General features: G+C 62.6%; 28 protein-coding genes. 1 reads left to right on the top strand and 27 read right to left on the bottom strand.

Annotated features, from left to right (window positions below; translation table 11 throughout):
- Nucleotides 1-44: 44 nt before the first annotated feature.
- The 22 genes from Q8X48_RS12275 to Q8X48_RS12380 all read right to left on the bottom strand — a co-directional run bounded on the left by Q8X48_RS12275 (nt 45) and on the right by Q8X48_RS12380 (nt 18,999).
- Entirely contained in the window at nt 45-2,786 is a 2,742-nt protein-coding gene (locus tag Q8X48_RS12275) for a conjugative transfer ATPase (RefSeq protein WP_407800196.1), read from the bottom strand.
- Entirely contained in the window at nt 2,786-3,205 is a 420-nt protein-coding gene (locus tag Q8X48_RS12280) for a TIGR03751 family conjugal transfer lipoprotein (RefSeq protein ID WP_218497803.1), read from the bottom strand. The genes Q8X48_RS12275 and Q8X48_RS12280 overlap by 1 nt, the downstream gene beginning before the upstream one ends.
- The gene (locus Q8X48_RS12285) at nt 3,168-4,676 is read right to left on the bottom strand and encodes a TIGR03752 family integrating conjugative element protein (protein WP_218497804.1); all 1,509 of its coding nucleotides are present in this window, start codon (nt 4,674-4,676) and stop codon (nt 3,168-3,170) included. The genes Q8X48_RS12280 and Q8X48_RS12285 overlap by 38 nt, the downstream gene beginning before the upstream one ends.
- Nucleotides 4,666-5,472, bottom strand: coding sequence for a TIGR03749 family integrating conjugative element protein (locus tag Q8X48_RS12290; protein ID WP_223446322.1), 807 nt, complete (start codon nt 5,470-5,472; stop codon nt 4,666-4,668). Before Q8X48_RS12290 ends, Q8X48_RS12285 begins: the two co-directional genes overlap by 11 nt.
- Complete coding sequence (locus Q8X48_RS12295) at nt 5,469-6,110, bottom strand: PFL_4703 family integrating conjugative element protein (RefSeq protein WP_218497806.1); 642 nt, start codon at nt 6,108-6,110, stop codon at nt 5,469-5,471. Before Q8X48_RS12295 ends, Q8X48_RS12290 begins: the two co-directional genes overlap by 4 nt.
- Nucleotides 6,107-6,508 carry a TIGR03750 family conjugal transfer protein gene (locus Q8X48_RS12300; RefSeq protein ID WP_154910193.1) on the bottom strand — a complete coding sequence of 134 codons (402 nt, stop codon included), beginning with the start codon at nt 6,506-6,508 and terminating at the stop codon, nt 6,107-6,109. Before Q8X48_RS12300 ends, Q8X48_RS12295 begins: the two co-directional genes overlap by 4 nt.
- Before the next feature lie 7 nt (nt 6,509-6,515).
- Entirely contained in the window at nt 6,516-6,893 is a 378-nt protein-coding gene (locus Q8X48_RS12305; protein WP_154910194.1) for a TIGR03745 family integrating conjugative element membrane protein, read from the bottom strand.
- Between the two features lie 16 nt (nt 6,894-6,909).
- Nucleotides 6,910-7,149 (bottom strand): TIGR03758 family integrating conjugative element protein, encoded by a 240-nt coding sequence (locus Q8X48_RS12310; protein ID WP_407800197.1) that lies wholly within the window; start codon nt 7,147-7,149, stop codon nt 6,910-6,912.
- A complete protein-coding gene (locus Q8X48_RS12315) occupies nt 7,136-7,471 on the bottom strand; it encodes an integrative conjugative element protein, RAQPRD family (RefSeq protein ID WP_223446320.1) in 336 nt (111 codons plus the stop codon). The genes Q8X48_RS12310 and Q8X48_RS12315 overlap by 14 nt, the downstream gene beginning before the upstream one ends.
- Before the next feature lie 254 nt (nt 7,472-7,725).
- Nucleotides 7,726-8,454: a TIGR03747 family integrating conjugative element membrane protein gene (locus Q8X48_RS12320; RefSeq protein WP_218497809.1), complete on the bottom strand. Its 729-nt coding sequence runs from the start codon at nt 8,452-8,454 to the stop codon at nt 7,726-7,728.
- 35 nt (nt 8,455-8,489) lie between these two features.
- Nucleotides 8,490-10,616: a type IV conjugative transfer system coupling protein TraD gene (gene traD / locus Q8X48_RS12325; protein WP_407800198.1), complete on the bottom strand. Its 2,127-nt coding sequence runs from the start codon at nt 10,614-10,616 to the stop codon at nt 8,490-8,492.
- 9 nt (nt 10,617-10,625) lie between these two features.
- Nucleotides 10,626-11,045: an integrating conjugative element protein gene (locus Q8X48_RS12330; RefSeq protein WP_407800199.1), complete on the bottom strand. Its 420-nt coding sequence runs from the start codon at nt 11,043-11,045 to the stop codon at nt 10,626-10,628.
- Nucleotides 11,042-11,596: a glucosaminidase domain-containing protein gene (locus tag Q8X48_RS12335; protein WP_218497812.1), complete on the bottom strand. Its 555-nt coding sequence runs from the start codon at nt 11,594-11,596 to the stop codon at nt 11,042-11,044. The genes Q8X48_RS12330 and Q8X48_RS12335 overlap by 4 nt, the downstream gene beginning before the upstream one ends.
- Nucleotides 11,578-12,297 carry a TIGR03759 family integrating conjugative element protein gene (locus Q8X48_RS12340; protein WP_218497813.1) on the bottom strand — a complete coding sequence of 240 codons (720 nt, stop codon included), beginning with the start codon at nt 12,295-12,297 and terminating at the stop codon, nt 11,578-11,580. Before Q8X48_RS12340 ends, Q8X48_RS12335 begins: the two co-directional genes overlap by 19 nt.
- A gap of 10 nt (nt 12,298-12,307) precedes the next feature.
- A complete protein-coding gene (locus tag Q8X48_RS12345; RefSeq protein WP_407800200.1) occupies nt 12,308-12,979 on the bottom strand; it encodes a hypothetical protein in 672 nt (223 codons plus the stop codon).
- A complete protein-coding gene (gene pilL2 / locus Q8X48_RS12350; protein WP_218497815.1) occupies nt 12,976-13,485 on the bottom strand; it encodes a PFGI-1 class ICE element type IV pilus protein PilL2 in 510 nt (169 codons plus the stop codon). The genes Q8X48_RS12345 and pilL2 overlap by 4 nt, the downstream gene beginning before the upstream one ends.
- Before the next feature lie 130 nt (nt 13,486-13,615).
- Nucleotides 13,616-14,329, bottom strand: a complete 714-nt coding sequence (locus tag Q8X48_RS12355; RefSeq protein WP_407800201.1) for a DUF5983 family protein — start codon at nt 14,327-14,329, stop codon at nt 13,616-13,618.
- Between the two features lie 66 nt (nt 14,330-14,395).
- Nucleotides 14,396-14,890 carry a JAB domain-containing protein gene (locus Q8X48_RS12360; RefSeq protein WP_218497817.1) on the bottom strand — a complete coding sequence of 165 codons (495 nt, stop codon included), beginning with the start codon at nt 14,888-14,890 and terminating at the stop codon, nt 14,396-14,398.
- 65 nt (nt 14,891-14,955) lie between these two features.
- On the bottom strand, nt 14,956-15,213 hold the full coding sequence (locus Q8X48_RS12365; protein WP_218497818.1) for a hypothetical protein: 258 nt from the start codon (nt 15,211-15,213) through the stop codon (nt 14,956-14,958).
- A 67-nt stretch (nt 15,214-15,280) separates the two neighbouring features.
- Nucleotides 15,281-15,808 (bottom strand): STY4534 family ICE replication protein, encoded by a 528-nt coding sequence (locus tag Q8X48_RS12370; protein ID WP_223446305.1) that lies wholly within the window; start codon nt 15,806-15,808, stop codon nt 15,281-15,283.
- 760 nt (nt 15,809-16,568) lie between these two features.
- Complete coding sequence (locus tag Q8X48_RS12375; RefSeq protein WP_407800202.1) at nt 16,569-18,545, bottom strand: DNA topoisomerase III; 1,977 nt, start codon at nt 18,543-18,545, stop codon at nt 16,569-16,571.
- A gap of 109 nt (nt 18,546-18,654) precedes the next feature.
- The gene (locus Q8X48_RS12380) at nt 18,655-18,999 is read right to left on the bottom strand and encodes a helix-turn-helix domain-containing protein (protein ID WP_407800203.1); all 345 of its coding nucleotides are present in this window, start codon (nt 18,997-18,999) and stop codon (nt 18,655-18,657) included.
- 141 nt (nt 19,000-19,140) lie between these two features.
- On the opposite strand from Q8X48_RS12380, the gene Q8X48_RS12385 reads away from it, so the two are divergent.
- Nucleotides 19,141-19,368, top strand: a complete 228-nt coding sequence (locus Q8X48_RS12385; RefSeq protein ID WP_248687277.1) for a hypothetical protein — start codon at nt 19,141-19,143, stop codon at nt 19,366-19,368.
- 93 nt (nt 19,369-19,461) lie between these two features.
- On the opposite strand, the gene Q8X48_RS12390 is transcribed toward Q8X48_RS12385, so the two are convergent.
- The 5 genes from Q8X48_RS12390 to Q8X48_RS12410 all read right to left on the bottom strand — a co-directional run bounded on the left by Q8X48_RS12390 (nt 19,462) and on the right by Q8X48_RS12410 (nt 23,049).
- The gene (locus tag Q8X48_RS12390) at nt 19,462-19,890 is read right to left on the bottom strand and encodes a single-stranded DNA-binding protein (protein WP_150752588.1); all 429 of its coding nucleotides are present in this window, start codon (nt 19,888-19,890) and stop codon (nt 19,462-19,464) included.
- Nucleotides 19,891-19,895: 5 nt separating this feature from the next.
- The gene (locus tag Q8X48_RS12395) at nt 19,896-20,396 is read right to left on the bottom strand and encodes a DUF3158 family protein (protein ID WP_274076491.1); all 501 of its coding nucleotides are present in this window, start codon (nt 20,394-20,396) and stop codon (nt 19,896-19,898) included.
- Nucleotides 20,393-21,148, bottom strand: coding sequence for a PFL_4669 family integrating conjugative element protein (locus Q8X48_RS12400; protein ID WP_407800204.1), 756 nt, complete (start codon nt 21,146-21,148; stop codon nt 20,393-20,395). Before Q8X48_RS12400 ends, Q8X48_RS12395 begins: the two co-directional genes overlap by 4 nt.
- Before the next feature lie 150 nt (nt 21,149-21,298).
- The gene (locus tag Q8X48_RS12405) at nt 21,299-22,504 is read right to left on the bottom strand and encodes an STY4528 family pathogenicity island replication protein (RefSeq protein WP_407800205.1); all 1,206 of its coding nucleotides are present in this window, start codon (nt 22,502-22,504) and stop codon (nt 21,299-21,301) included.
- Nucleotides 22,498-23,049, bottom strand: a complete 552-nt coding sequence (locus tag Q8X48_RS12410) for a DUF2857 domain-containing protein (RefSeq protein WP_248687273.1) — start codon at nt 23,047-23,049, stop codon at nt 22,498-22,500. The genes Q8X48_RS12405 and Q8X48_RS12410 overlap by 7 nt, the downstream gene beginning before the upstream one ends.
- Nucleotides 23,050-23,059: the final 10 nt, after the last annotated feature.

Genomic DNA, 23,059 nt, shown 5'->3' on the forward strand with positions numbered 1-23,059 from the left:
TTTGTTGATCGATAGGCCCTTGAAGATCGCCGGCGCTCGGGTGTTCACGACATGCCGCGCAACCGATCGATCTCCGTCGCGACTTGGAGGGCGGCGTCCAGCTCTGACTGTTGGTACTCTTCCATCAGTCGCCAGCGCTGAGCTTTTTCCTCGGGCTCGGTCATGGCCAGGGCGAGGTACAGGCTCGGTGGCACCGCGCGAAACAGCGTTTCCAGATTCTTCGACAGGACCACGCCCTCGGTGTATTTGCCCGAGGCCTTGCTCGCGGAAAGCAGTAGGGCCTTCTGAGCGGATGTGAGCTTTTTAAAGCGGGCAATCTCTTCAATTTCTGCCGGAGGCATGTTCAGACAGATCCACCACTCGATCATGTTGAGCATGGTCTGGGCTGCATCGGGGAAGTCGGCCAGGTTCTGCGTCGCCATCCAGAACCACGCGCCGAGTTTGCGCCACATCTTGGTGCCCTTGACCACAAACGGCGCCAGCAGCGGGTTCTTGGTGATGATGTGGCCTTCGTCGGTGACCATGATGATCGGGCGACCGAGGTACTGATCGCGTTCGGCGAGGTTGTTCACCGTGTTCATCAGGCTGATGTAACTGATCGACATCTGCGCCTCGTAGCCCTCACGGGCATAGGTGGCGAGGTCGACGATCGTCACATCGCTTTCTGGCCAGGGTGTGCCTGGCCGGTCGAAGAGGGCACCCTCGAAGCCTTGGCAGAACAGGTCGATGGACTCGGCCATCTCCTGTGCCCGCTCGCGACGCTTGTCGGGCAGATGGGCGTCGCTGGCGACCTGGCGCAGTGCATCGCGAACGTGGCGTGTCATGACCTGCTGCTCGGTGGTCGCGCAGTGTCTGGCGGCATCCAAGATGCACTCGCGGATCAGGCTGCGGTCTGCCCGGGTCAGCCGCGCCTCTTCCTTGGCTTCGCCGCCGGTGATCATTAGGCGGGCAGTGATTTCCAGCTCGCCCAGCACGTCGCGTTGCTCATCACTGTCCGTCACGGTTTCATCCAGGTCCTCGGTCAACAGGCTGGCCACCTGATCGGGGTGTTCGATCAGACGGCGAGCATCGGCGAAAGGCGCCAAGCTCAAGCCACTGCCGGGTTTGAGCTGAACCTTGTTGACGGAAAGCCCCAGGGTGGCGAAGTAATCGCCTTGCAAACCGAAGGAATTACCCGCTTCGACAATGAACAGCCGCGGTCGATACACGGCCATGACCTGCATCAATATTGAAACCAAGGTGGCCGACTTGCCGGCGCCGGTCGGACCGAACAACAGCAGGTGGCCATTCATGGAGCGGTCGAAACGCGACAGCGGGTCGAACGACAGCGGCGCACCACCACGGTTGAAAAAAGTGAGGCCCGGATTGCCGGTGCCGATGCTGCGTCCCCACAGGGGCAGCAAGTTGGCGACATGCTGAGCAAACAGTAGTCGGGTGTACCAGTTGCGCGTGTCTCGAGCCGGGTTGTAGGCCATGGGCAACCAGCGCAGGTAGCTGTTGCACGCCGCGACTTCGTCGCCCTCGCGCACCGGCTGCAGGCCGGCGCCGAGCAGCACGTTGGCGGCCTGGGTCGAGCACTGGCGCAGTTGCTGTTCATCGGCACCGCGCAGGTACAGCGCCAAGGTGCCGCGGTACAGCTTGTGCTGTCGGCCGATCAGCGCGCGGGCCTCTTCCACGTCCTGGCGGGTTTGGGTCGAGGCGAGGTTCTCGCCGATGGCTTTGCGCGCCAATCGGTTGAGCTGCTCCTCGAGCACATCCTGAGGCGTGATTACCAAAGTCAAACACATGACGGCCTGCTCGGGTAACTGATCGAACAAGGCGTTCAATGCCTCGCCCTTACGCGTTTCGCCGGTCAGCTGACCGATATGGGGCGGTCTGCGCAGCTTGTCGACCACCATCACGGCATGCGGTTGCTGATCGAAGTACCACAGGCCCTGGTCGCTATCCGAGCGTGGTTCCTGAAAGAACAGTCGCTCGGCAAAATTGTGGTCGAACGGCAGCGGCAGTCCATCGCCGTCATCCTCCTCGGGGTAGGGCACTTGACGATAAAACGCTGCGGGTGATTCGCCGGTGAGGGCAGGGGCCGGGTTGAACCAGGGCAACAACCAGGTGTAGAAGTCGCGCCCGGTCAGACGCCGCGGGCTGACCCCGCAGGCCTGCAACGAGGCCACCAGACGGTCACACGTCCGGCTCAACAGCTGAGCCGGGCTCTGCGTATCGTCGTCACCTTGATCCCCCAGCCAGCGATAGACCACTAGCCGAATCCGCCGATTGCTGCCGCGCCAGGGCAGGTGAGAGATGATATGGTCGTCGAACAGTCCGCCCGGTTTGGCGATGGCGTCGAGGTGACGTTGCATCGACGCGAGGAAAGCCTCGGTGAACGGCGTGCCTTGTGCCCGTGGCGCGATGTAGCGCTCCAGGCGTTCGAGGTACGGGGAAAAGTCACTGTCGTCCTGGCAGTAGAACTGCACCACCCAGGGCGCCTGGTCGAGCTCGTCGAAGCTGTCCTGCAGTGCGTCTTCCAGGGCGTCGCGCGCCGCCAACAGCCACTCGGGTTCACGGCCCTCAGTGCCGATCGGCTGCAGCTCAAACACGGCGCCCACCGAGCGATTGTCATCGAGGAGAAAACACTGCTCGTCCTCAAGGTATTCAACCCAGGGCAAGTGGTCGGTGAAACTGGGATTGTGTGCGTACTGGGCTGCTTCATCGGCAAGGGTTGCCCGCCGACGCTTGGTCGAACGCCAGGGCTTCCAGCGCGGTGGGTCGCGACTCGTGTCATCGGCCATCACAGATCTTCCAGGCGCTCGCCGGGCAGCGCGTACTGGACTTTCTCGTACAGCGGGAACACCGTCGAGTAGCCTGGCACCGGCGTCTGTTGGGTGCCGGCGAGGTGCGGGTAGACGTACATCACCAGGTCGGGGTTGGGTAGGCGTGGGAACTGGTTGCGGATCTCGTTGGCGGCCGTGCGGGTATAGGTACTCTGGTCGCTAATCAGCCGCTCCGGATCGAGCACCGACCTGCGCAGTTCGCCGCGAGCCTCCTGCAGCTGTTGCTGCGCTCCGACCGAGCCACTGCCGTTCCAGATGTCGAGCATGGTTTGATCGCCATGAGGCAGCATTTCATCTTTGCTGGTGGAGCAACCGGCCAGGTGCAGACTGAGCAGCAGGCTAATCCAGATCCAGTACCGAAACGGATGGGCTTTCATGATTCACTCTCCGGCCTTTGGGTTCGTAGTCGATGCTGATTTCATGGTCCAGGTGCAAGGCCACTTTGGCCCCGGGTGGGACGTAGATGGCCGCGAAGGCTTCACCGTAGAGCTTGTTGATCCATTCACGAATGTCGCCAATGCCACCGCTGATGACCGAGTTCAACGCGCTGTTGCCGCTGTTCTGGGTCAGGCCCAAGTTGCCGCTGGCCGAGTTGATGAAGGAAGTATTGGTCTGCTCACTGCCCAATGCGGCGGCGAAGCCGGCACCGGCCGCAGTGATCAAGCTCTGGCTCCCCAGGTACTGCTGAGCATTGGAGCGGCGTTCGCCGGAGATGCACGGGATGCCGTAGGGGTCGGAGATGTAGCCCAAGCCGCCGCGGATTTTCTCGGTGTCTGATGTCTGGGCGCTGGTGCGATTACGGCTGACGATTTTCTGCGGCTGCGGGACCGTGCGGACGGTGCCGTCGCTGAAGACAAAGGTGATTGATTCAACCTGGCCGCGTACACAGGACAATGTCCAGTCGCCTGCGGCGGTGCCGCTCATCACTGCGCCGACTACGTCCGGCAGGTCGATGCCATTGGCGGTGAGGTTGTCCGGACCCACCAGCACCTTGAACGGATAGGGGTCGTTCACCGTGCCATCCACCGGCACGCGGCCAATCAGGGCGGTCATGGCGATGGAACCCATTAAGGTCGAGTTTTCGGGGATGGTGTAGACGGGCCTGGCACCTTCGGTGCGGTCTTGGGCGCTTCCCAGGTCGCGCTCGCCCTTGGCAGCGGCACGCAAGTGGTCCTGGCCACGGTCGATCGCGTTATTGTCCAGACCGTGCAAGTCCTTGAATTTCGAGGTGAGTGTCGACAGCGGACCACCGGCTTTCGTGGTGTCCTCTTGGCTGGCGCGCGCATTCGACGGTTCGATCCACTGCACCACGTCAGCCGATGCTTGCGCGCCTGAAAATTGCTGCTCGTCACCTGGCTCGAGACCAAAGCCCACGGGCACGTCGGACTTCGTTGTAGGTTTGTCGGTGAGTTGGTCCTTGAGCCTGGACAGCAGCCCTTGGGTTTCGCGATGCTGCTGCTCGGCCTTCTGCCGGGCATCATTGGCCTGCTGGCGCTGTTCGGTGACCTGCTGAGTGACACTGCTCAACGTGCTCTGGATGCGGGTGTCGATATTGCCTTCGCGCGTGCGTAGCCGGCTGTTCTCGGTCTGCAGCCCATCGTTGCCTTTCTTCAACGACAGCATCTCGCTGCGCATCGCCTTGACCTGTCCAATCAGCGTGGCCACGGTGTCGCGCGGAGTGTCGCCGGCGATGCCCAGAGCCTTTGCCTGTTCCGGACTGAGTGTTGCCTTGTCGGGATCGTGAGCTGGCTGGCTACCAGGTGCGACCACCCAGGATTTGCCGATGATTAGGACAATGCCCAGCAGGACGCCGGGTACAAGCCACTTCAGCAGGCTGTTAGCTTTCATGATCGGCAGCCTCCGGCGTCGACGGGGGCAGCAGCAACGCGTGCTTCAGGTCGCCACCGCGGGTGACGAGGTAGACCACGGTGGTGTCTTCGGGCGTGCCGGCGTTGCCGAGGTACGCATGCTGGAACGTAGCGGCGTACAACGTGGCTTGCAGATGACGCGGGTCGAGCGTGACTTTGCCGGGTCCGCGATTCACGATCTTCACCGCCGTCACCCAGTAGTCGCCCAGGCGCCAGGCCGCCAACCCCTTAATCGAAACCCGTTCGGTAGGCAGCAATGTGCTGAAGGCGATGGAGTCGCTCAGCGGCACCCGACGTACACCGGGCAGTGGCGCCACCGTGCGCAGAGGCGCATACAGGTTCTGCGCCGCATAGCGGGTGAGCACCACAGGTACCGGGGTCGCTGCAGGTGCTGAGCCCCGTGCGATTTCCTCATCCGGCGCCTGGGTCTGGGCGATGATCTTGACTGGCTCCAGCGACTCACTACCGTTGAGTGCTTCGATGTCGATCAGAATGATGTCTCCCGATTTCACCGACTGCAGTTGCAGTCGGGTAGGGGGAAGGGCTTCCGTCGCGCGGAGGTAGACCGTCCCACCGACGGACTGTACGCGCAGCTTGCTGGCGATCGCACTGGGCAGCCCGACACGGATGTCTTCGTCCAGTATCAAGATGCGTTCTTGACCCACCGTAAGCGGGATGGCCAACGGCAGGCGGTCCCAGTATTTGACCTCGACGGCACCCGCGGCTGAGCACCAGCCAGCGGCAGTCACGAGTATCAGGAACAAGGCACGCATCATGATGCACCTCCAGGCAGCGTCAGCTTCTGCGGTGTACCCTCGTAGCAGTCCAGGGCCAGGCCCCACTTGTTGTGTTCGGGGTCGACGTCGAAGCGCACCACCCGCAGCGGGTAGCGCACCACCACGCGTTTCACCGGCTCGGCGGCGTAGTATTCGTCGGCATTTAGGTCGAGCTTGACCAGCCAGCTGTGCTTATCCAGCTGCTTCACTCGCAGGTTGGGATCGTCGCTGTAGCCGCGGCCCAGCACCTCGTACACACCGCGCACTCGGCCGCGCAGTTCGCCTGCTGCCTTGCGGTACTCGAAGTCGCCGTCGAAGAAGGTTTTGCATGCCGGGGTGAGGTAGGGTTGCAGGGCGAAGATGGCGCGGTGGTAGTCGATCTCGCCATCGGTGGGCCAGCGGTTGAGCTGGCCGAAGATGTACAAGGCGAAGGCATAAATGTTTTCGGGCGGTACGTCCCACCATTTGCGCGTACTGCCGGAGCGCAGGTCGGGCGGCACGTGTATGGTCAGCTCAGAGGGTGCAGTCTGCCAGCCGTACCAGAACCCCGAGCACAATAACGCCAGGATCGCCACGGCCAGACGCAGGCTGAGGATATGCGCCTGCTGCGCGTCCACCTTATTGCGGAAGCGGCTCATGTGGCGGCCCTCACGTGCCGGCGCGTACGCCGGACGGTCCAGGGGCCGGAATGCAGGATCAGTTGGCTGGTACCGATGCCCCAGTGCACCGCCAGTTGCCACTGCAAGCGCCGGTATAGCCAGGTTTCGGGGCGGGCACGCTTGGCCCGGCGCAGCAGTTGGCCGCCGCCGAGCAACACCAACGTCATGCACAGGAACATGCAGGTGGGGAGGGTGGCGATGGAGGCGGTGGCTACCGCCAGCGGCGCACCGAGGATCACGCCCAGCGTGGCGCCGACGATCAGCGCGACCCACATCTCGTCGTTGGTGAGGCCACGGAGGACGGCCGGATCACGGTTGAGGCGCTCCGGCAGGAAGGTCAACGTGCCGTCAGGCAGGGTGGTAGGGGTGTCGGACATGGTGACCTCACAGAATCGTGGCGGCTTTGGTCAGAAACCACAGGATCACCACCACCAGCAGTGCGCCGACACCGACCACGGCGCCGAGGTCTTTCCAGGTTTTGCGCTGGTTCTGCACGTCGGCGTAGACGGTGAGCGAATGCCAAGCCACGCCCAGGAACGCGAGGGTGGCGATCAGCAGCCCGAGTAGGATGCCGCCGTCGTAGGCGTAGTTCTTGATGGTATCGATCAGCCCCGAACCTTCGCCGCGGGAGGGCGCTTCCATGGTCGGCAGGTCAGCCCAGACTAGGGTCGAGCCCAGCAGCACCAGAGCGCCGAGCAGGGCTTTCGAACACGTATCCCGCAGCATGGCGAGCTGGCGGTGGCAACGGCGGGAGAAGTTCATGGCAAGGTCTCCTGATTTACGACAGCATGAAAAACATCAGCACGATCAAGACGAGGGCGAGGCGCAAAGTGCTGCCGCCAAGCGCGCCGAAATTAGTGTTGCCGGCCGCCCAGCCGCGGTAGCCGCTCCACAGCGCCCAGGCGCACCAGAGCAACGCCAGCACCAGAACCGAGGAGCACCACAGCACCGAACTGAGCTGGGGGGTAAACCCGGCCACTGCGGAGAACGCGGTGAGTTGGGCGTCAGTCATGCTCATCGGGCGAACTCGGGTGAGGCGCTTCAGCGCGATAGTCACTGGTCAGCTCGGCTAGATCGGTCGGCTGCGCTCGGGAGGGCGACAGGTACTTGCTGATGCCGCGGCGCATATGCTCGAGGTCGGCTACGAACCTCGGGTAGTCGAAGTGATACCGAGACGTTTCGACATCGACCTGGCTACTGCGCGCGCGATCGGCCAACTGCTCGATGACAGTGATCTGCCGCTGCATAAGGCCTAGGTCCGAACGCTCGCGAGCATCCTGTGCAGCGGCAGATAGCGTCACAAAGCAAGCAAGCAGCAGCGGATAGCGTGAAGAGATCATGGCGAAATCCAGCCGAGAATCTGGCATTCACCTTGATGTATTAGGCAGGTGTTGACATGACCTTAAAGGATTGTCGGGCCATCGATTTACAGGGGGCTTGATAGATAGGTTTCGAGGCAAACCGGTGCGCGGGAGATAATAAACAGGCCAGCTAATTGACCGGTATGCGAATTTTTCTGTGTGTAACTGTGCGCTGGACACTGCAAACCTCAAATGCACTATTTCGTCAGCTTTTAGAGGTGAAAGGTGAGTGATCAGAGGTATTTTTTGAAAGTCGCAGCAGTAATGGCGACCATGCAGCCGAGCAGCGTAGCGCATGGGAGCAGCACCCAGTTGGGATTAAGCGACCAAGGTAGAGAAAGATAGATTACCCAGGGGCTCACCGTCAGCGGCAGTAATGTCCGCTTCGCTCGGTGGTAAACAAAGCTGCTCTCCCGGTCGGCTCCGAACTTACGAAGGTCGCGTCGCATCAAGCCATCGACGGCACCGGTGATCACGGCGAGCAGGAACAGGGGCATGGCCAGGATGAGGACGGCCAGGCGAACCACGAAAGTGAAGACCGTGAACAAGGCTGCCAGCAAGTAGTCCTGCAGCACGACGTATGCTTGGGCAAACTGCCCCTGTAGTGACGCCTCTCGACTGAGCAGCTTCAGTTGAGCATCGGATTGTGCCCACCCGGAGCGGACCACGACCCAGTCGTTGAGGTGCTGAAGAACCTTAGCGGTCGCTTGCGCCGGTTCTTGCACGAGCAGTGAACTCTTGAAATGACTGCTGAGCCAGCCCAGTTCACTCAGCCACATGGTATGGCTGTGATGCCAGCCCTGTTCCGGCCAGAACCACAGCAGGCCCACAAACTCCAGCACGATGGAGAAAACCAGCGAAGCGAACAGCAGGCCGAACAGCCGTAAGCACAGTTCGACCGTGCCGAAGATGAGCCCCGGACGTCGTGGCGCAGGAGTCGCGCTAGCAGTGGTGGTGGGCATATGGGCTCCACAATACTCGGTTGCTGCCTGGGCGTTTACGGTTCGCGTCTACGCCCAGGCGGTGGCATCTCGGGATCGAAGTCGACGGTCGGTGCACCTCCCGCAGTGGTCCACCAGTTACCCGCATTGGCGTTGTACGAGTCGCGCATGCACGCGGCCAAGGTCTGCAGATCCGCCGGCATCGCATCGTCGCTGGCCGGTGTGGGCAGCGGCATACGCACCTTCCACAGTTGCCCGCCCTCCTGGAACGAAAACATCTGTCCCTTGGGCAGGGCGATGATGTGTGCGGGTTCGATCAGCGGCACGGCGCTGGTAGTGACACGGTCCTGCGAAGAGGAGGTGAAGTCCGTACGGGCTTCGGGATCCGCGGTGTCCGTCGCCCCTGAGACCAGGGTGCGGGTCTGCACGTTGACCTTGGGCAGTTGATTGGTCAGCAGTTCCGCGGTTGCGGTTTCCCGTACACGAAGCATCTGCAGAGTGTTGAAGTTGCCGATGACCTGGCCGGCTTTGGCCCGGCTGCCGATGCGCGCCTCGATGTCACTCAAGGTCTGGGTGTAGGCAGTAACCTGGATACCCGCACCACCGCCCTTGTTGATCAGCGGGATGAATTCATCCCCCATCAGCTCGTTGAACTCGTCGGCGTGCAGGTTGATCGGCACCTTGTCCGCCGCGCTGGAGGAACCCGGCAGGCCGTGGTCGATGCCGTGCTTGTAGATATGGCCGGCGACGGAGACCAGGTCGGCGAACATCGAATTACCGACAGCGGCGGCGACTTCGGCGTCTGACAGTGCATCCAGGCCGACGTAGACGATGCCGCGTTTGCGGATGATTTGCAGCCAATCGAAGATCGGCCGTGGATCGTCCAGGTCGGCGTAGTTGGGGGCCAGCAGTTGCGCCGTCTTGCCACTGGTGAGCTTTTCCAACAGGGGCAGTAGCGAGGCGACGATCTTGTCGAAGTAGGTGCGGTCATAACGTACGGCCGAGCGCAGACCATCCATCACCGGGTCAAAGATGCGCTTCGCAGCCAGGTACTGCTCGATGGCGACCACGCGCTTTTCCCGGCCGATCATATGCCGCGGCACATTCTTCTCGTTAAGGCGACCCTCGATTTGCACGATCGCTTCCCAGGCCTGCGCGTCGTGGTGGGCGAAGAAATGTTGGGCGTATTCGATGAACAGCGCGTCGATGTTCACCACATGGCGCTGGATCTGCAGGTAGTCCGGACGCCGGCCCAGTTCGATCAGAGCCCGGGCAATGATGTTTACAAAACGCCAAGCGAACTCGCGAAACGCGGCGGAGTTGCCTTCGCCGCTTAACTGTCCGGCGATACGGGTAGCAACTTCCGAGATGCGACCGAAGCGGCCGATGGCGTTGTAGCGTGCGGAGATTTCCGGCCACCCGAGGTGAAATACGTAGAATTCGTGCTCGCGGCCGGCGCGGCGTGCCTCCACGTACATGCGCTTGAGCAGGTCGGCGTCGCCCTTGGGGTCGAAGACAATCACCACCTCTTGGGTTGGACGGTGGATGTCCTGGGTGATGTAGACCTCCGCCAGGCGCGTCTTGCCGACCCGGGTGGTGCCCAACACTAGGGTGTGCCCAACACGCTCACCCAGCGGCAAGGTGGCTTCCTGCTCACTCGGCTCGACGCCGTGCAGCAGCGGTGAGCCCCCGACCGGTGGCAGCGGGCGTACCGGATTGAGCGGGTTGTCCCAGGCGGTGAGGCGGGGTAGCAGCGAGAGCCCTGAAGGCGCCTTTTCCAGCAGACACTCCAGGCGCCTGGCCCACTGATACGCAACCGATTGGTTCACATAGCAGGCCAGCGCCGGGTCCTGAGCTTCGAGCAGGCGCTGGGTGTGCAAGCGAGTCCAGCGGAAGCCACGCCCCATGAACAGTCGCTTGCGGCTCACCGGAATCTGTCGGCTGGTCAGCGAGTAGCGCGGCAGGCGACGAATGTTGCGCCGATAGCGCAGGACAATCCGGGCCTCGTTAAGCCGTTTGAGGCCGAACGCGGTGTAAGCCAGGGCCATGCCCGTACCCACCTCAGGCGACAGGGCCACCGCCCAAGGCGAGTGCAGGCACAGGGCGCCAGCTCCGGCGCAGATACCCACGGTGTACAGCTCCACTGCAGGGCGCAGCAGGGATTCCATCGCATGGTCGCCCATGATCCTCCCTCACTGTTCCAAGCCGGTGGGCGTGATGAGCACCGGGTAGTGTTCCAGCTCCAGCCGCTCGGCGATGTCGTCGCCACTCACCGGCCAGATGTTCAGTCCAGGGGCTGTCGCCTGGATGCGGCGCAACGCCTGGGCGTCGGCGACCTCGACAGCTAGCCCGCTGGCGCCCAGGTCCTGCAGGGCCTGCGCATGGTGCGCCAACCAGGCCAGCGAGGTTGCGTCCTGCCCGACCAGGAACAGCGGCGTGATGCCCGGCAGGTCCAACTTTCTAGGCGGCACTGCGCCCGGCGTGAGGCGCGCGCTGTGCACCGGCAGCACCCAATTCAGCGCGCGTGGATCGAGGGGCTTGGTGGGAGCGGCGATCACGGTTAGCGACAGCCACGTACAGATGGCCAGTGCCACCAAGCGCGAGAGACTCATGGCTGTGACCCTCCGCGAAGGGACGCGATCGCTTGGATGCGCTGCCAGTGCCGACTGAACTGTGTGCGGTAGCGCGCCGCGGGCGCACCGCCGGCCGGACGGTGATAGCGCCCAGCAGCCACGACCCAGTCACCCACATCGGCATAGTGCGCACGCAGTAGCTCGGCGGTGATGGCCAAGTTCGCCCGTGGATCGAGTGCATTGCAGGCGCTGGGGTAGCGGTCCGAGTGGTAGCCGAGGTTGGTCTGTCCCAGACCGACATCGATGCGCTTGGGGTCATGGCGTGTGAGTTCTAGCCTGAGCGCAGCACAGGCCTCATCGCGACTGGCAAAACGCTGCGGTGTGCCGGCGACATTCAAGGTCCAAGGCCAGGGCATGAGACGACCGCGTAGCGGGGTGCCACTCTCCTGCAGGGCGATGGCGAACAGTACCGAGGCGGGGATGCCGGCCCGCGCGGCGGCCAACTGGTACGCGGGCGGAGGCAGGGCGTCCGCCTGGACCACGGTCACGCCGGTCAAGGCCAGCGTGAGGATCAGTCGATGCGCTGCCATTTACCATCCACCTGCTGAAAACGCGCCGGCAAGGGTCGGGCCGCGCCCAGGGCGAACCACCGGCCGTGGTCGTGGTTTAGGGTGACCTGGCCGCTGCTAACCTGGGCTGGGGTAATGCCTGCGCCACGCGCCCAGTGTCGGAGACTCGCGTCGTCACCCTGGCTGCCCACCAGGTACACGTCCAGGCGGGCGCCGGCACGGAGCCACTGCTGGGTGTTGGTCGCGCAGTCAGGACAGCGTTCTTCCACGAACAGGGCATAGCGGGTGTTGCTCGACGTTGCGGACTCATCGGCCAGACCCTGCACCGGCAGCATTCCCGGGAACAGTCGTGCCCAGGCGGCGGTGTAGGCCTTCTGGTAAGCCAGCTCGCGTTCTGCGCGTTTGGCTTCGAGGCGAACCTGTAGTTCGGCGTAGCGCTGCCGCTCCTGCTCAGAGTCGGCCTCCACGCCCAGGGTGGTGAGAGGGTCGAGCTGCGGCGACCAGTAGTGGCGCGGCCCGGACTGCAGTTGCTCGAACTTGGCCCATTCGTCATCCGTTAGCCCCCAAACTTTGGCCTGCGTCGCGACTGACGGCTGCCGATCCAGCGGCGCCTGCTCGCTGTACTGCTGGTCTGATCCGAGCATTTTCGGTGCACTCCATCCCGGCCCTGCCAGCAGGCAGGTGGGAAGCAGGATCAGCGGGAGGGCGGAGAGCCGAAGCATAAGCACCTCTTCACGGCAGGGGCAGTGTGCGATCGCCATGGCCGGGGGCGTGGAACACGGCCTCGTCCTCGTGGATCGTACGCAGCTGCCAACCGTTCAGGCTGTCGCCGGGCTGCAGCAGGTGCACGGTCGACAGCGAGTGGGCACCGGTGGGCAGGGCAGTAACGAACCTCACCACGCCTCGGGTCTCGATACCCAGCAGGGTCAGCGGCGGCGCCGGGGCTTTGGCCTTGGCTTTCTGGCCCATGGGCGCCAGCGGCCGTGTTGTGTCGGCCGCTGGCACGGAGGCTCGTGCCGACAGGGTCTCAAGCGCAATTTCTGTCCTGCCAAGCCTCTGTTCCAGTGCACTGAAGTCGGCGCTGCTCGGCCCACTCGGTGCCGCTTGAACGGCCTTAAGCGATGCGGCCATCTCATCCAACTGCTGGCTGAGCGTCGTCTGCGCCGAAGCATGCTGACCTTGCGCGTCTCCCAGCGCCGCCACCTGCAGCTGCAATGTCGCGAGCGTATTGCCGAGCGCATCGACGTCGCGCCGCAACGCGGGAGCCGGGTCGGCAGGGGCACCGCGGGCTGCGGCCTGGAGTTCGGCCAATTGCTGGTGTTGGTTGTACGTTTCGCCAGCCAGCACGGCGGCGCCCAGGCACAGGCCGCCGATCACTAGGGCCTGAAAGCGGTGGACCTTCATGGCGCGATCTCCGATGTCGAGAGTGGCGGTTTGGGCTGTGGCGAGCGAAGGGTGTAGCAGACGGTCCGGTCGACCGGATCGATGTTGATCCTCCAGGCCGGTCCGCCGATGATGGTCAAGGCGTCCAGCAGCGAAATCGGTCCGAGTTGGTGGTGCACGGCGGGCAGGGGACGGCTGAACAACCGATCCACCGCTGCGCTGTCGGGGCAGAGTGAGTAGCCCGACCGTTGCAGCACGTGACGCAGTGCCTCCCCGACATTCGCGTGCAGAGCAGGGGCGATCTGTACGTTGATGAGCTGATACAGCGGCTGGCGCTGTTCCAGGGTCGGCTGTGTATTGGCCAGGGTGTATCGGTCCTGGCGGACCCATTTAGGTAGCTTGGGTTTCTGCTTCTGCAGTGAGGCCGGCGATACTGATGGCGCTGCTGGGGCGGGCGCCGGTGGCGACGTGTTACAGCCGGTCAGCGCGATCATCAGTCCGAGGGTGAGGAGTGTGGGGGTATGCATGTCCGGGTCTCGACAAAAGTTGCCGTTACCTTGGCGAAAGTGCGAGCCGCGCTCCTACCGAAAAACCGAATCTGGCCGTCCGGATTACCGTGAAGCACTCATAAAAAAGGCGCCCGTGGGGCGCCTTGGGTCAGTCTTCAGTGAATAGGGACAGTTCCGGGAGTGGCGCTGCGTCGGGGTCAAAGATCAGCAAGCGGGTGTCGGCATGACCTGCCAGCAGTAACAGCTGCAACAACACGGGCGGGACATCGTCATCGCGCATGCGAGTGCTGACTTCGTCGGCGCTGCAACTGCAGTGCCCTTCGGCCTCCATGCTCCAGGGTGTCGAGTACAGCTTGCACCCCACGGCATGGCTGCTGCTGAGTTCGAAGCACTCGAAGAAGCCTGTCGGTGAAGGGTGCCAAGCTCGCTCTTGCAGGTACTCGAATTCCGTCGTTGGCAGGTGGGCAGAGCTGATCTCCCAACTGCGGCTGTAGTGCCCCGTGGAAAAGGACAACAGCTCGATCAGGGTGCGTGCTGCTTCCTCGTTGGGGAGGTCGCCGAGATGCATCGGTCGTCCACGGTGATGGTCGATGATCTGGTAGATCACGCTACTCACCAGGCCGGCGCCCGGGCGGCGCATACGGACAAATCTGGGCACGTTTTGGCCGTCGGTGATAACCGCGCAGTCGTCATCGAATACGCAGGGTTGGAAATAGATGGCCTCGTTGGGCAGATGGATTTGCGCTGGGTGCAGAGGGCGGTAGCAGGGTGGACAATTGTTGGCATAGCTGATCTGGACGACGCGTTCGTAGCTCAGATCGTGGAAACCGCGAAGGAAGGGATTGCGAAATGATGGGGGCATGATGTTTCTCCTTAGGCGCAGAGGCCCCCCCAAACTGGCGGTGACCTCCGAGGCAGGGATGGGCTGTCAGATCCAGCCATGTTCGGCGAGCGAAAGCGGGGTACCTGCGCCGACGATGATGTGGTCCAGGACGCGCACCTCAACCAGGGCCAGGGCCTCGGTCAGGCGTCCTGTGAGTACCCGGTCGGCGGAGCTCGGTTCCGGGCAACCGGAAGGGTGGTTGTGACTGAGGATCACGGCGGCGGCGTTGTGCTCCAGCGCCTTGATCACGACCTCGCGTGGATAGACGGAGGCGCCGTCGATGCTGCCGGTGAACAGTTCGTCAAAGCTCAGCACGCGATGGCGTGAGTCCAGGCAAAGCAGAGCGAACACCTCGTGTTGGTAAGGGGCGAGCCGCAGCTTCAGGTAGGCTGCAGCGTCGGAGGGGGTCAACAGCAGTTCGCCGCGCTGGAAGTAACGTTGATCCAGCAACTGCAGGGCTTGGGTGATCAGTGCATCCTCATGGGCGCGTTGGGCCAATGCCGGGTCGAGCGCGTCGACCAGGTTCAGGGCAGTGTTCATGGGCAATTCCTCGTGGGAGATGGAGCGCCCCTGGGGGAGTGCCCCAGGCTGGTGAAGTGCATGATTCACAGACGCGTAAAGCGATGACGGGCACCGTGTAGCCGGCTTTGACATCCCTCGCACGCTCGGGTGGAAAAGGACTCGATGCCGGAGCCGGTCTGCGGATCGAAATCGGCGCTCAGTGGCATCAGGGCCTGCAGTTCGGTGCGCAGCTGCGCGATGCGTTGCTCGATTTCAGCCTCGCTGTAGTACAACGAAAGTGCGCTGAAATCGTCATACGCGACCGCTTGCAGGCAGTCCTCGCAGAGCCAGAAGCTTTCCATGACGGCCTCCGACGTGAGTGGATAACAGGCGCTCGTGGGAGCGCCTGTTGGTGGCGGTCAATGTGCCTCAGGCAGACTGACGTGCAGCGGTGGACGCGCTCGCGCGGGCAGAGGCGGGTTGGTGCTGTTCGGCGACGGTGTCGGCTTGGTCCGATTCCGCTGCTGCGTCGATAACGGTAATGGAGTCGGTGCGAGCGGGTGCTCGGTAGCTAAACTGGCCATCAACCTTGATCCACTCGATGAAGATCAGCCGGCCTTTGAGGCTGGCACCGGGTTGGCCCTTGCGCTCGCCTTTTTCGTACAGGAAAGGGTCAACCCAAAGGTCACCAATGCGAAAGGCGATCAGGACCTTGCGTTCAGCACGGACGTCTTCCAGGTGTTCACGGATCAGCCGTTCGGCTTCACCGCTGGCGACCTTACAGTCGAAGCGGGTGTACTCGACGTCGTCCGAGGCACCGTGCAAGGCGGCAATGTCACAGGCCATGAACGGTTGCCCGCGACGTACAGGGACTTCGCGAACGCGGTTCAAATAACCAATGCCTTGGGTGTGCAGGTTGAAGTAGGTGGTGGGAGCGTTGTTGCTTGCAGTCGTCATGGTGGATCTCCTGGTTAGCAGAAACGCGGATATCCACCGGCCCTGGCGGCTGGTGAGTTCCGCAAGGGGGAGGTGCAAAAAAAGCGTGGTCGGTAGAAGGGCGCTCATCACCGACAGGTCGGTGACCGTGCGAGCTGCCGAGCGCTGATCGCACTGGGGGAGAACCACCCGAAATGGGCGTAGCCTTGAAGGTTCCGGCTACCTGTACGCTGTCAGCGACAGCGGTGTGCAGTTCATCTATAAAACGGCGCCAACGGCCCGTCAACAGTGGATTGGGGGAGGCTTGGGCGGGCGGAAGTGGGTGGCACTCAGTGGATTCTGCGTGACGAAAAAATAGCCCGACGGTCATCAGGCTAGGAAGAGCTAGACCACCCTTGACCCGGTAACGTGACACCGGAGTTCATCGCAAAACCTCCGCTGTCGATCCACCTGGATCAACCGACCCTTGTCGTGGCCTGGGTCGAAATCAACTGGCACGCATCCGCGCACAAAAGGTGCCCAGTGTTTCGCCGGCGGGCACCGGTGCTGAGCATCGTCGCCGAAGCGGATGACCCCTGAGACCTGACACCAAGCCGCACGGGTCATCCACCTTGGGGACCTGAAACGCTGGGGAGAAATCCGAAGAAAAAGTGAAATGCGGCTCCGAACTCTTCGAGTCTGACCGAGCTGCCCGGAGCGAATCGGTCTGGGGTCGCCAAGCGGCGACGGACCTGATCACTACACCAGTGCTGCCGTACGCCGTCAAGTCACACATGCCCGCTCAGAAGGCGCTTGGCTGCTTGGTGCGCTTGGGTTTGGCGACCGGCTTGGTGCCCTTGCACTCGGGATAGCGGGTGCACGACCAGAAGCTGCCGGTGCGGCCTTTGCGCTGGCGCATGGCGCCGCGGCACACGGGGCAGCGCGGGCCTTTGGTAGCCGGTGGCTGCAAGGTGAGCAAGGCGTGGCCACGCACCAGCCGGGTCAGCCATTCCGCCTGCCTGGCGAGAAAGGTTTCGACGCTCAGCTGTCCCGTCTCAATACGATCAAGCGCCTGCTCCCAGAGTGCTGTCAGCGCCGGATCGGCGACTTCCGCTGGCACGGCCTCTATCAAGGTGTGTGCCGCCGCCGAGGCGACCAGGCTGCGTTTTTTCTTGGTTAGGTACCCGTGATCGATCAGGCCCTGGATGATCGCCGCTCGGGTGGCCTCGGTCCCGAGGCCGCAGCTGTCCTTGAGTTTCTGTTTGAGTCGTGAGTCCTCCACCTGGTTGGCGATGGTTTTCATGGCCTTGACCAGTGTGCCCTCCGTGTAGGGCTTGGGGGGCTGCGTGCGCTGCGCGTTGACCGTGGCGTCGGTTATTGCCACCGCAGCCGACTCGCGCAGTGTGGGCAAGCGTTGGGTTTGCTCGATGGGTTCGTTGCCGTCGACCTCGTCGATCACCGCCTTCCAACCGCGGGTCAGGATTTGCTTGCCGCGCGCCAGCAACTGATCTTCGTAACTGTGCAGCACCACCTGGGTTTTCAGGTACTCATGGTCGGGCAGAAATTGTGCGAGGTAACGGGCGCGAATCAGTGTGTAGACCGCTCGCTCGCGCTCAGAGAGCTGGGCCAGGTCTAGCGTCACAGCAGTGGGGATGATGCCATGGTGGGCGGTGATCTTGCTGCTGTTCCAGGCCCGCGAGCGTCGGCTGGGGTCAGCCTCCTTCAGCCATTGTCCGAGTGACGGGGCGGCCGCCGCCAGGGCGTGGAGTACGCGCGGCACTTCATCCAGCATGCTTTCCGGCAGGTAGCCGCAGTCGGTGCGTGGGTAGGTCGTTGCCTTGTGGGTTTCATACAAGGCTTGGGCCACCGCCAAGGTTTCCTGGGCACCGAGGCCAAGCTTGGCCGAGCAGATCTCCTGCAGCGTGCCCAGATCGAACGACAGCGGAGGGCCTTCACGCACGCGCTCGACCTCGATACGGCGGATCTGGGCAGTCCCCTGCTGGCACAAGCGTAGCGCCGCGCTCTGTGCGACCGCTTCGTCAATGCAGTGACCGGCTTCGTCACAGGCTGCAGTCGGTGGTTGCCAGCGCGCCTGAAAGAGAGTGCCGCCGGCCTCCAGCTGCACATCGACGGTCCAGAACGGCTGAGGCTCAAAGCCCGCTATCGCCCGATCTCTCTGGACTACCAGGCGCAGCGTCGGCGTTTGCACACGCCCCACGGGCAGCAGGCCGTCGAAGCCGGCGCGGCGACCGAGCAGGGTGAAGAGCCGGCTGAGGTTAATACCCACCAGCCAGTCCGCGCGTGAGCGTGCCAAGGCGCAGTGGTACAGCGGCAAGGTCTGTTCACCCGGGCGCAGCGTGCCCAATGCACGGCGAATTGAGGCATCGTCGAGGGCGGAGAGCCACAGGCGCAGAGTCGGTCCTTGGTACTGACAGCGCTCAAGGATTTCCCGGGCGATCATCTCGCCTTCACGGTCGGCGTCCGTGGCGATGATCACCTCGGAGCAGGAACGCAGCAGTTGCTGGATGACCTTCAGCTGGCTAGCGACTTTGGGTTTGACCACCAACTGCCAGTGGCCAGGGATGATTGGCAGGTCCTCCAGCGACCAACGTTTGTAATTACCATAAGCCTCCGGTGGTGCTGTCTCCAGCAGATGGCCCACGCACCAGGTGACGGTGACGCCCTGGCCTTGCAAACAGCCGTCGTGACGCCGGGTGGCCTGCAGCACGCGGGCGATATCGCGGGCTTGAGATGGTTTTTCGCAAATAAACAGGCGCATACGTCGGCCCTCTCGGTGAGGTACCGATAGGGTGGCGGTGTGGCGTGAGAGAGCCAGCGAAAACCTGAATGCGCCGAGATCATATCGGCGGTTCAATGGAGGTTAAAGGTTACTTCCTTTGCGCGAGGTGAGCGGCCAGCGTTTGCAGAAACTCCAAGGCAAATTTTTTATCTGCTTCACCAAGCTCCTTGATCAGCGATGCAATCCTCTGGCCCTGGTCCTGGGGGCGAGGACTGATGGCTAGCAGCAGCTCATCGGCGGGACAGCCGTACATATCGGCCAATTGCAGCAGCTTGTTGACGGTCAGTTCGACCACGCCACGTTCAAAGCGCGAGACGGCCTCGGCGCCGATGTCCAGACGCTCACCAACTTGCTCTTGGGTCAAACCACGTGCGCGGCGATATTTCGCCAACTCGCGACCGATGTGTTGTGGGCTAGGCTCTTTGACTGGCAACGGGGGCGCTCTCCAATTCGACCCACATGGTTGACCAGCAACCCGAATATATGAACGCCTCATAAGGTTGACTAGCAACCCTATGAGGCGTATCACATGAATTGAGTGTGATCACCCTCCCGTCAAAACGGAGCTTACGACTTGGACGGATCTAACGAGCGTGAGGCAGAAGCGTTAGCGATCAAGGCCTATGAGTTGTTCATGGCAACCCACCTGGAACCGGACAATCTGAAGGCGCGCGCGAGGTTGATCGCATGGGTTCAGGAAAGCCAGGCGCACTGGCGGGCATTTCTTGCTCTGGACCAGTACCTGGCTGAGGTGACGCAGCTGCTGGATGCTGATCAGCGGGGAGAGCCCCGGCGGCATTGAACCACCTGCAGTATCCAGCGTTGCACGCCGAACGGGCAGCGAGCCCTCAGGGGTATCGCGCTGCAAGCTGTGATTCCAATGAGGACCACCCGCTTAGCCGGACTTGCGTGGAGTCTTCTTGCTAGCCCCCTTGCGTCCGGAGCCGCTGCTTTCATTGGCCTTTTCGCGCATGGACACCGAGGCCAGACGGTGGGGTAGGATGCCGATGCGTCGGGCCTCCACCTTGAACGTGACCCGCGCGTTGTCCTCGCTGTCCTCCCATTCATCCTTGACCGTCCGGCCCTCGACCAGGATACGCATGCCTTTCTGGTACAGGGTGCTCCAGTGCTCGGCGTCCCGGTGCCAGAGCTCGACGGGGGCCCAGTAGCCGCCGCGATCCTCGTAGCCGCCCTCGCGCGGTACTGGATTGTCGAAATAGACATTCAGCCGCAACAGGCGTCGCGGTTCATCCGGGGGGTTGTTGAACTCCTGGAACTCCGGGGCGCTGCCGATGTTGCCTTCACCAACAAAGAACGTGCTCATGCTTGCTACTCCTCGGTGGGGGAACGGGATAGATCGAAGATGGTCTCGGCGGCGTGCAGCTTGCTGACGCCGGTTTCGGCCTGGCGATACAGCGACTGCAGGCTACTCATCTGCAGGTTCAGGGTGACGCGGTTGACCTCCAACTGGTACAGCGCCTCCCGCAGCGAAGGCGCCAGATGCGGAAGTGCCATCGCCTGCTGCCACACCTGTACCCCCATGCGCTGGAAGTCCGGGCTGCGCCAGCGCAGGAAATCGGTTCCGGAGGCGCTGTGCTGGACGACCAATCGCAGGTCCAGGAGCGAGAAGGGAGGCTGCGCCATGATGGTCAGCATCACCCCCATCAATCCGGCGACCCGGGTGCGCAGGCGCAGGATCGTCTCGGCGAATTGCTGCAGTTCCCCCTTACCCTTAAAAGGCTTTAAAAGGCCTTTTAGGGAGGCACCTTGTTCGAACTCGCGATAGGCATCCGCTGACAAACGCCGGACGATCGCTTCGGCCAAGGTCATGTTTCACCCCCTTCGGATGGAATGTCCTGCGCGAGCTGAGCCTCTGTCTCTGCCTGATCTGGCTCATCGCGAATCGAGGCCGTGGAACCGCGTGCGATGGGTGGGGCAAATTGGGAGCGGCGGCTGCCCTCGAGAATGTTTCGCGGTGGCGTGCCGAACTTGTCGATGGCCTCGCGGGCGCGGGCGTTGTTGGCGGACATGTCATCCCGGCTGACCCCGGCCAGGCGGTAACGCTGCGCCAAACCGAACAGGCTGCGCAGCAGATGGGCGCCACGATCGATCCAGACCTCCATGTCGCTGCGGCCGATCAAGGCGGTGTGATGGGCGAGCAGCACACGGCGTACCAAGGTGTCGTAGTCGGTCAGCAGGTAGACCGCGAGAAAGCCGAGTTGGCTGCCGATGAACAGCGGCAGAGTGACGGGATGGATGTTGAGGTTGTCGCCGACATCGACTTGAGTGGGCAGGTCGCGTTCCACCTGGCTGATCTGGCTGGTCAATGTGAGCATTTCGGCCTTGGCCTGCAGCAGTTTGTCTTCCAGCTGGAGCATGAACCAGTCGGCGAATGGGTCGTCCTGGCTGCTCGCGTGCTTGAGCAGGTTGGTGACGCTGATGTAGCCGGCCATGCCCATGATGGGGTGCACACCTTCGCGGGCCATGCGGCCTTGCCACAGCCGCGCGGCATGATGGGTGTGCAGAGTGAGGGTGATGCTGCTGCGCAGAGAACCCAGGTTGAGCTGATAGTGATCGACCATCGCCAGTACCTCGCCGTCGGAATGACACAGACAATGGGCTGTTCAGTGAGGCGCGGCGCGGATCAACGCGAAGGTGGTCAGCTCGTATTTACAGGCAGTGGATTTCCCTGGATTTGATGGCACCGGCATTGATTCCGCTAGCGTCCAGTATTAAGACATTGCGCCTATGCCGCGACAGCGTTGCTTCAGTTCCTCCAGGCACGCCAAGGCGAGTGGAGAGGCCGTGCGTTCGCCGCTGCGTCGTGGGCGCTCGCAGGTTGGTTCCGCTTTCGGGGCGCGGTGGGGCGTGTTCACTGGCATAGTCGTCTCGGCACGAGCCGCCCACAAAGTAAATTCGCCTTGGCATGCGCGCTTGATCAAGCCCATCAGGTAGGCAACCGGTTTGCGGATCTCGCCGCGGGCGCACCGCACCGCCGCTTCGTTGATCACTGCTTGTTGCTGTTCAGGTTCGAGCTGGCGCATCGCCTGGGAGGCCATGCGACGTTCGGTTGGGCTTAGTGGTAGGTCTTCCGGCCATCGGGCTTGGCCGAACTCCACCTGCGCCAGTACCGTACTTTTTTTGCTTTGGTCTTTCTGTACTGTACGGCCGGCGTCGGCATTCCGAACCACAGACGAAATCGGTGCGTTTTCGCAGGGTTCGGAATCCGTGGACGATGCGTCTTCGGTCCGAACCTGGTGGCTTTGTCCAACTTCGGCATTGTCCGCCCCCTCGCGGGTTAGAGGCAGGCATTGTTGCTGAGCTGGTAAAGCAGCAGCGGCGAGTTTTTCTTTATCGACCGTCGCCACTTGTGGATCTGCGTGAATTTCCTCAATCACATGCTGCGCCACATCACGCACGCCCTTGGTGGCGTGGCTGAGGTTCTGCTGGAGCAACGCTGCGTAGCCGGCGTCGAGCTCAAGCTGTTCGGCGGGCGTCAACGGGTCGCCGTGCAGCACATAGACGCAACCGCGCAGGCAGCCCTGGGCATCGCGGGATCGATCGACCAGGCTGAGCCAGCGGGTGGTACGGAGTACGTTAAGCGCCCGAGCGATGGTCTCGCGCGACGCCTGCATGCCGCAGGGGCTGGTGGCGAGGTAGGGCTGCAGGTCCTGGTAGCGGGGCGTTTTTACCTGACGTTCAGTGATCAGCCAGCGCAACACCTGCCAGGTGTTGCGTTCCAGCGGCGTCAGCCGGCGATCAAGCAGCAACGCTTGGGGCAACGGATCATTGTCGCCAAAGTAAATGGTCCGTAGCGGCGCCTCCTTAGCGGAGGCAGCCATTTGCGCCTGTGCCGCCTGCCACTCCATACGACGCCGCAGCGCGTCGTAGCACTGGCGCACCACATCCTGCCAGTCGACCTGATAGAAGTTCAGCATGGCGTACCTCCGTACAGTTCGATCTGTTGCCAGATCAGGGTCAGGCTGATGTGTTGTTCCTCCGCCAGCATCATCATCGCGTCCAACGGATCGTTATCCGGATCGTTTTTCCGCAGTTGGCTCCAGCGGTTCCACACGGCATGCTCTTGCGCTTCGCTAAGCTGAATCGGCCGACCGCGGTGAGTCTCGATTTTAAGCACGCGACGACGCAGCGCAGTTTCCGAATGGTCCAGGCCAAAGCAGCGGTACATGATGCTGGAGCTCGCCCCCAACTTGAGCGCCCGATTGATCAACCGCTCGTTTTGTTCATCCCGTTCGGCCTGAGCGATGAGGCGTCGGAGCACAGCCGTGTCGACTTTGACCTCCACCCAGGCGATGGACGAGTGCGCCAGGTGGGATAAGGTGGTCGGTGGTAGCGACTGCAGGACCTCGATGTCTTCATCGGCCAGCCCCAAGGCTTTGCACCGCTGTAGACGCCCATGGCGCAGCTCGTGCAGCACCTGATTCAACATGGCATGGTTCAACAAATTAAAGGTGGTGGTCATGAGGCAGTTC

Source organism: Pseudomonas sp. QLc11A, assembly GCF_052112305.1.
GTDB lineage: Bacteria > Pseudomonadota > Gammaproteobacteria > Pseudomonadales > Pseudomonadaceae > Aquipseudomonas > Aquipseudomonas laurylsulfatiphila.

Excerpts from the sequence above, each read along its gene's own strand:
- Q8X48_RS12345 (WP_407800200.1), bottom strand. The coding sequence starts at position 12,979 with ATGAAGGTCCACCGCTTTCAGGCCCTAGTGATCGGCGGCCTGTGCCTG.
- Q8X48_RS12290 (WP_223446322.1), bottom strand. The coding sequence starts at position 5,472 with ATGATGCGTGCCTTGTTCCTGATACTCGTGACTGCCGCTGGCTGGTGC.
- Q8X48_RS12365 (WP_218497818.1), bottom strand. The coding sequence starts at position 15,213 with ATGGAAAGCTTCTGGCTCTGCGAGGACTGCCTGCAAGCGGTCGCGTAT.
- Q8X48_RS12300 (WP_154910193.1), bottom strand. The coding sequence starts at position 6,508 with ATGTCCGACACCCCTACCACCCTGCCTGACGGCACGTTGACCTTCCTG.
- Q8X48_RS12370 (WP_223446305.1), bottom strand. The coding sequence starts at position 15,808 with ATGACGACTGCAAGCAACAACGCTCCCACCACCTACTTCAACCTGCAC.
- Q8X48_RS12280 (WP_218497803.1), bottom strand. The coding sequence starts at position 3,205 with ATGAAAGCCCATCCGTTTCGGTACTGGATCTGGATTAGCCTGCTGCTC.
- Q8X48_RS12285 (WP_218497804.1), bottom strand. The coding sequence starts at position 4,676 with ATGAAAGCTAACAGCCTGCTGAAGTGGCTTGTACCCGGCGTCCTGCTG.
- Q8X48_RS12330 (WP_407800199.1), bottom strand. The coding sequence starts at position 11,045 with ATGAGTCTCTCGCGCTTGGTGGCACTGGCCATCTGTACGTGGCTGTCG.
- Q8X48_RS12405 (WP_407800205.1), bottom strand. The coding sequence starts at position 22,504 with ATGCTGAACTTCTATCAGGTCGACTGGCAGGATGTGGTGCGCCAGTGC.
- Q8X48_RS12320 (WP_218497809.1), bottom strand. The coding sequence starts at position 8,454 with ATGCCCACCACCACTGCTAGCGCGACTCCTGCGCCACGACGTCCGGGG.
- Q8X48_RS12295 (WP_218497806.1), bottom strand. The coding sequence starts at position 6,110 with ATGAGCCGCTTCCGCAATAAGGTGGACGCGCAGCAGGCGCATATCCTC.
- Q8X48_RS12375 (WP_407800202.1), bottom strand. The coding sequence starts at position 18,545 with ATGCGCCTGTTTATTTGCGAAAAACCATCTCAAGCCCGCGATATCGCC.
- Q8X48_RS12340 (WP_218497813.1), bottom strand. The coding sequence starts at position 12,297 with ATGCTTCGGCTCTCCGCCCTCCCGCTGATCCTGCTTCCCACCTGCCTG.
- Q8X48_RS12315 (WP_223446320.1), bottom strand. The coding sequence starts at position 7,471 with ATGATCTCTTCACGCTATCCGCTGCTGCTTGCTTGCTTTGTGACGCTA.
- traD (WP_407800198.1), bottom strand. The coding sequence starts at position 10,616 with ATGGGCGACCATGCGATGGAATCCCTGCTGCGCCCTGCAGTGGAGCTG.
- Q8X48_RS12400 (WP_407800204.1), bottom strand. The coding sequence starts at position 21,148 with ATGGTCGATCACTATCAGCTCAACCTGGGTTCTCTGCGCAGCAGCATC.
- Q8X48_RS12355 (WP_407800201.1), bottom strand. The coding sequence starts at position 14,329 with ATGCCCCCATCATTTCGCAATCCCTTCCTTCGCGGTTTCCACGATCTG.
- pilL2 (WP_218497815.1), bottom strand. The coding sequence starts at position 13,485 with ATGCATACCCCCACACTCCTCACCCTCGGACTGATGATCGCGCTGACC.
- Q8X48_RS12360 (WP_218497817.1), bottom strand. The coding sequence starts at position 14,890 with ATGAACACTGCCCTGAACCTGGTCGACGCGCTCGACCCGGCATTGGCC.
- Q8X48_RS12310 (WP_407800197.1), bottom strand. The coding sequence starts at position 7,149 with ATGAGCATGACTGACGCCCAACTCACCGCGTTCTCCGCAGTGGCCGGG.
- Q8X48_RS12395 (WP_274076491.1), bottom strand. The coding sequence starts at position 20,396 with ATGACCTTGGCCGAAGCGATCGTCCGGCGTTTGTCAGCGGATGCCTAT.
- Q8X48_RS12390 (WP_150752588.1), bottom strand. The coding sequence starts at position 19,890 with ATGAGCACGTTCTTTGTTGGTGAAGGCAACATCGGCAGCGCCCCGGAG.
- Q8X48_RS12410 (WP_248687273.1), bottom strand. The coding sequence starts at position 23,049 with ATGACCACCACCTTTAATTTGTTGAACCATGCCATGTTGAATCAGGTG.
- Q8X48_RS12335 (WP_218497812.1), bottom strand. The coding sequence starts at position 11,596 with ATGGCAGCGCATCGACTGATCCTCACGCTGGCCTTGACCGGCGTGACC.
- Q8X48_RS12275 (WP_407800196.1), bottom strand. The coding sequence starts at position 2,786 with ATGGCCGATGACACGAGTCGCGACCCACCGCGCTGGAAGCCCTGGCGT.
- Q8X48_RS12305 (WP_154910194.1), bottom strand. The coding sequence starts at position 6,893 with ATGAACTTCTCCCGCCGTTGCCACCGCCAGCTCGCCATGCTGCGGGAT.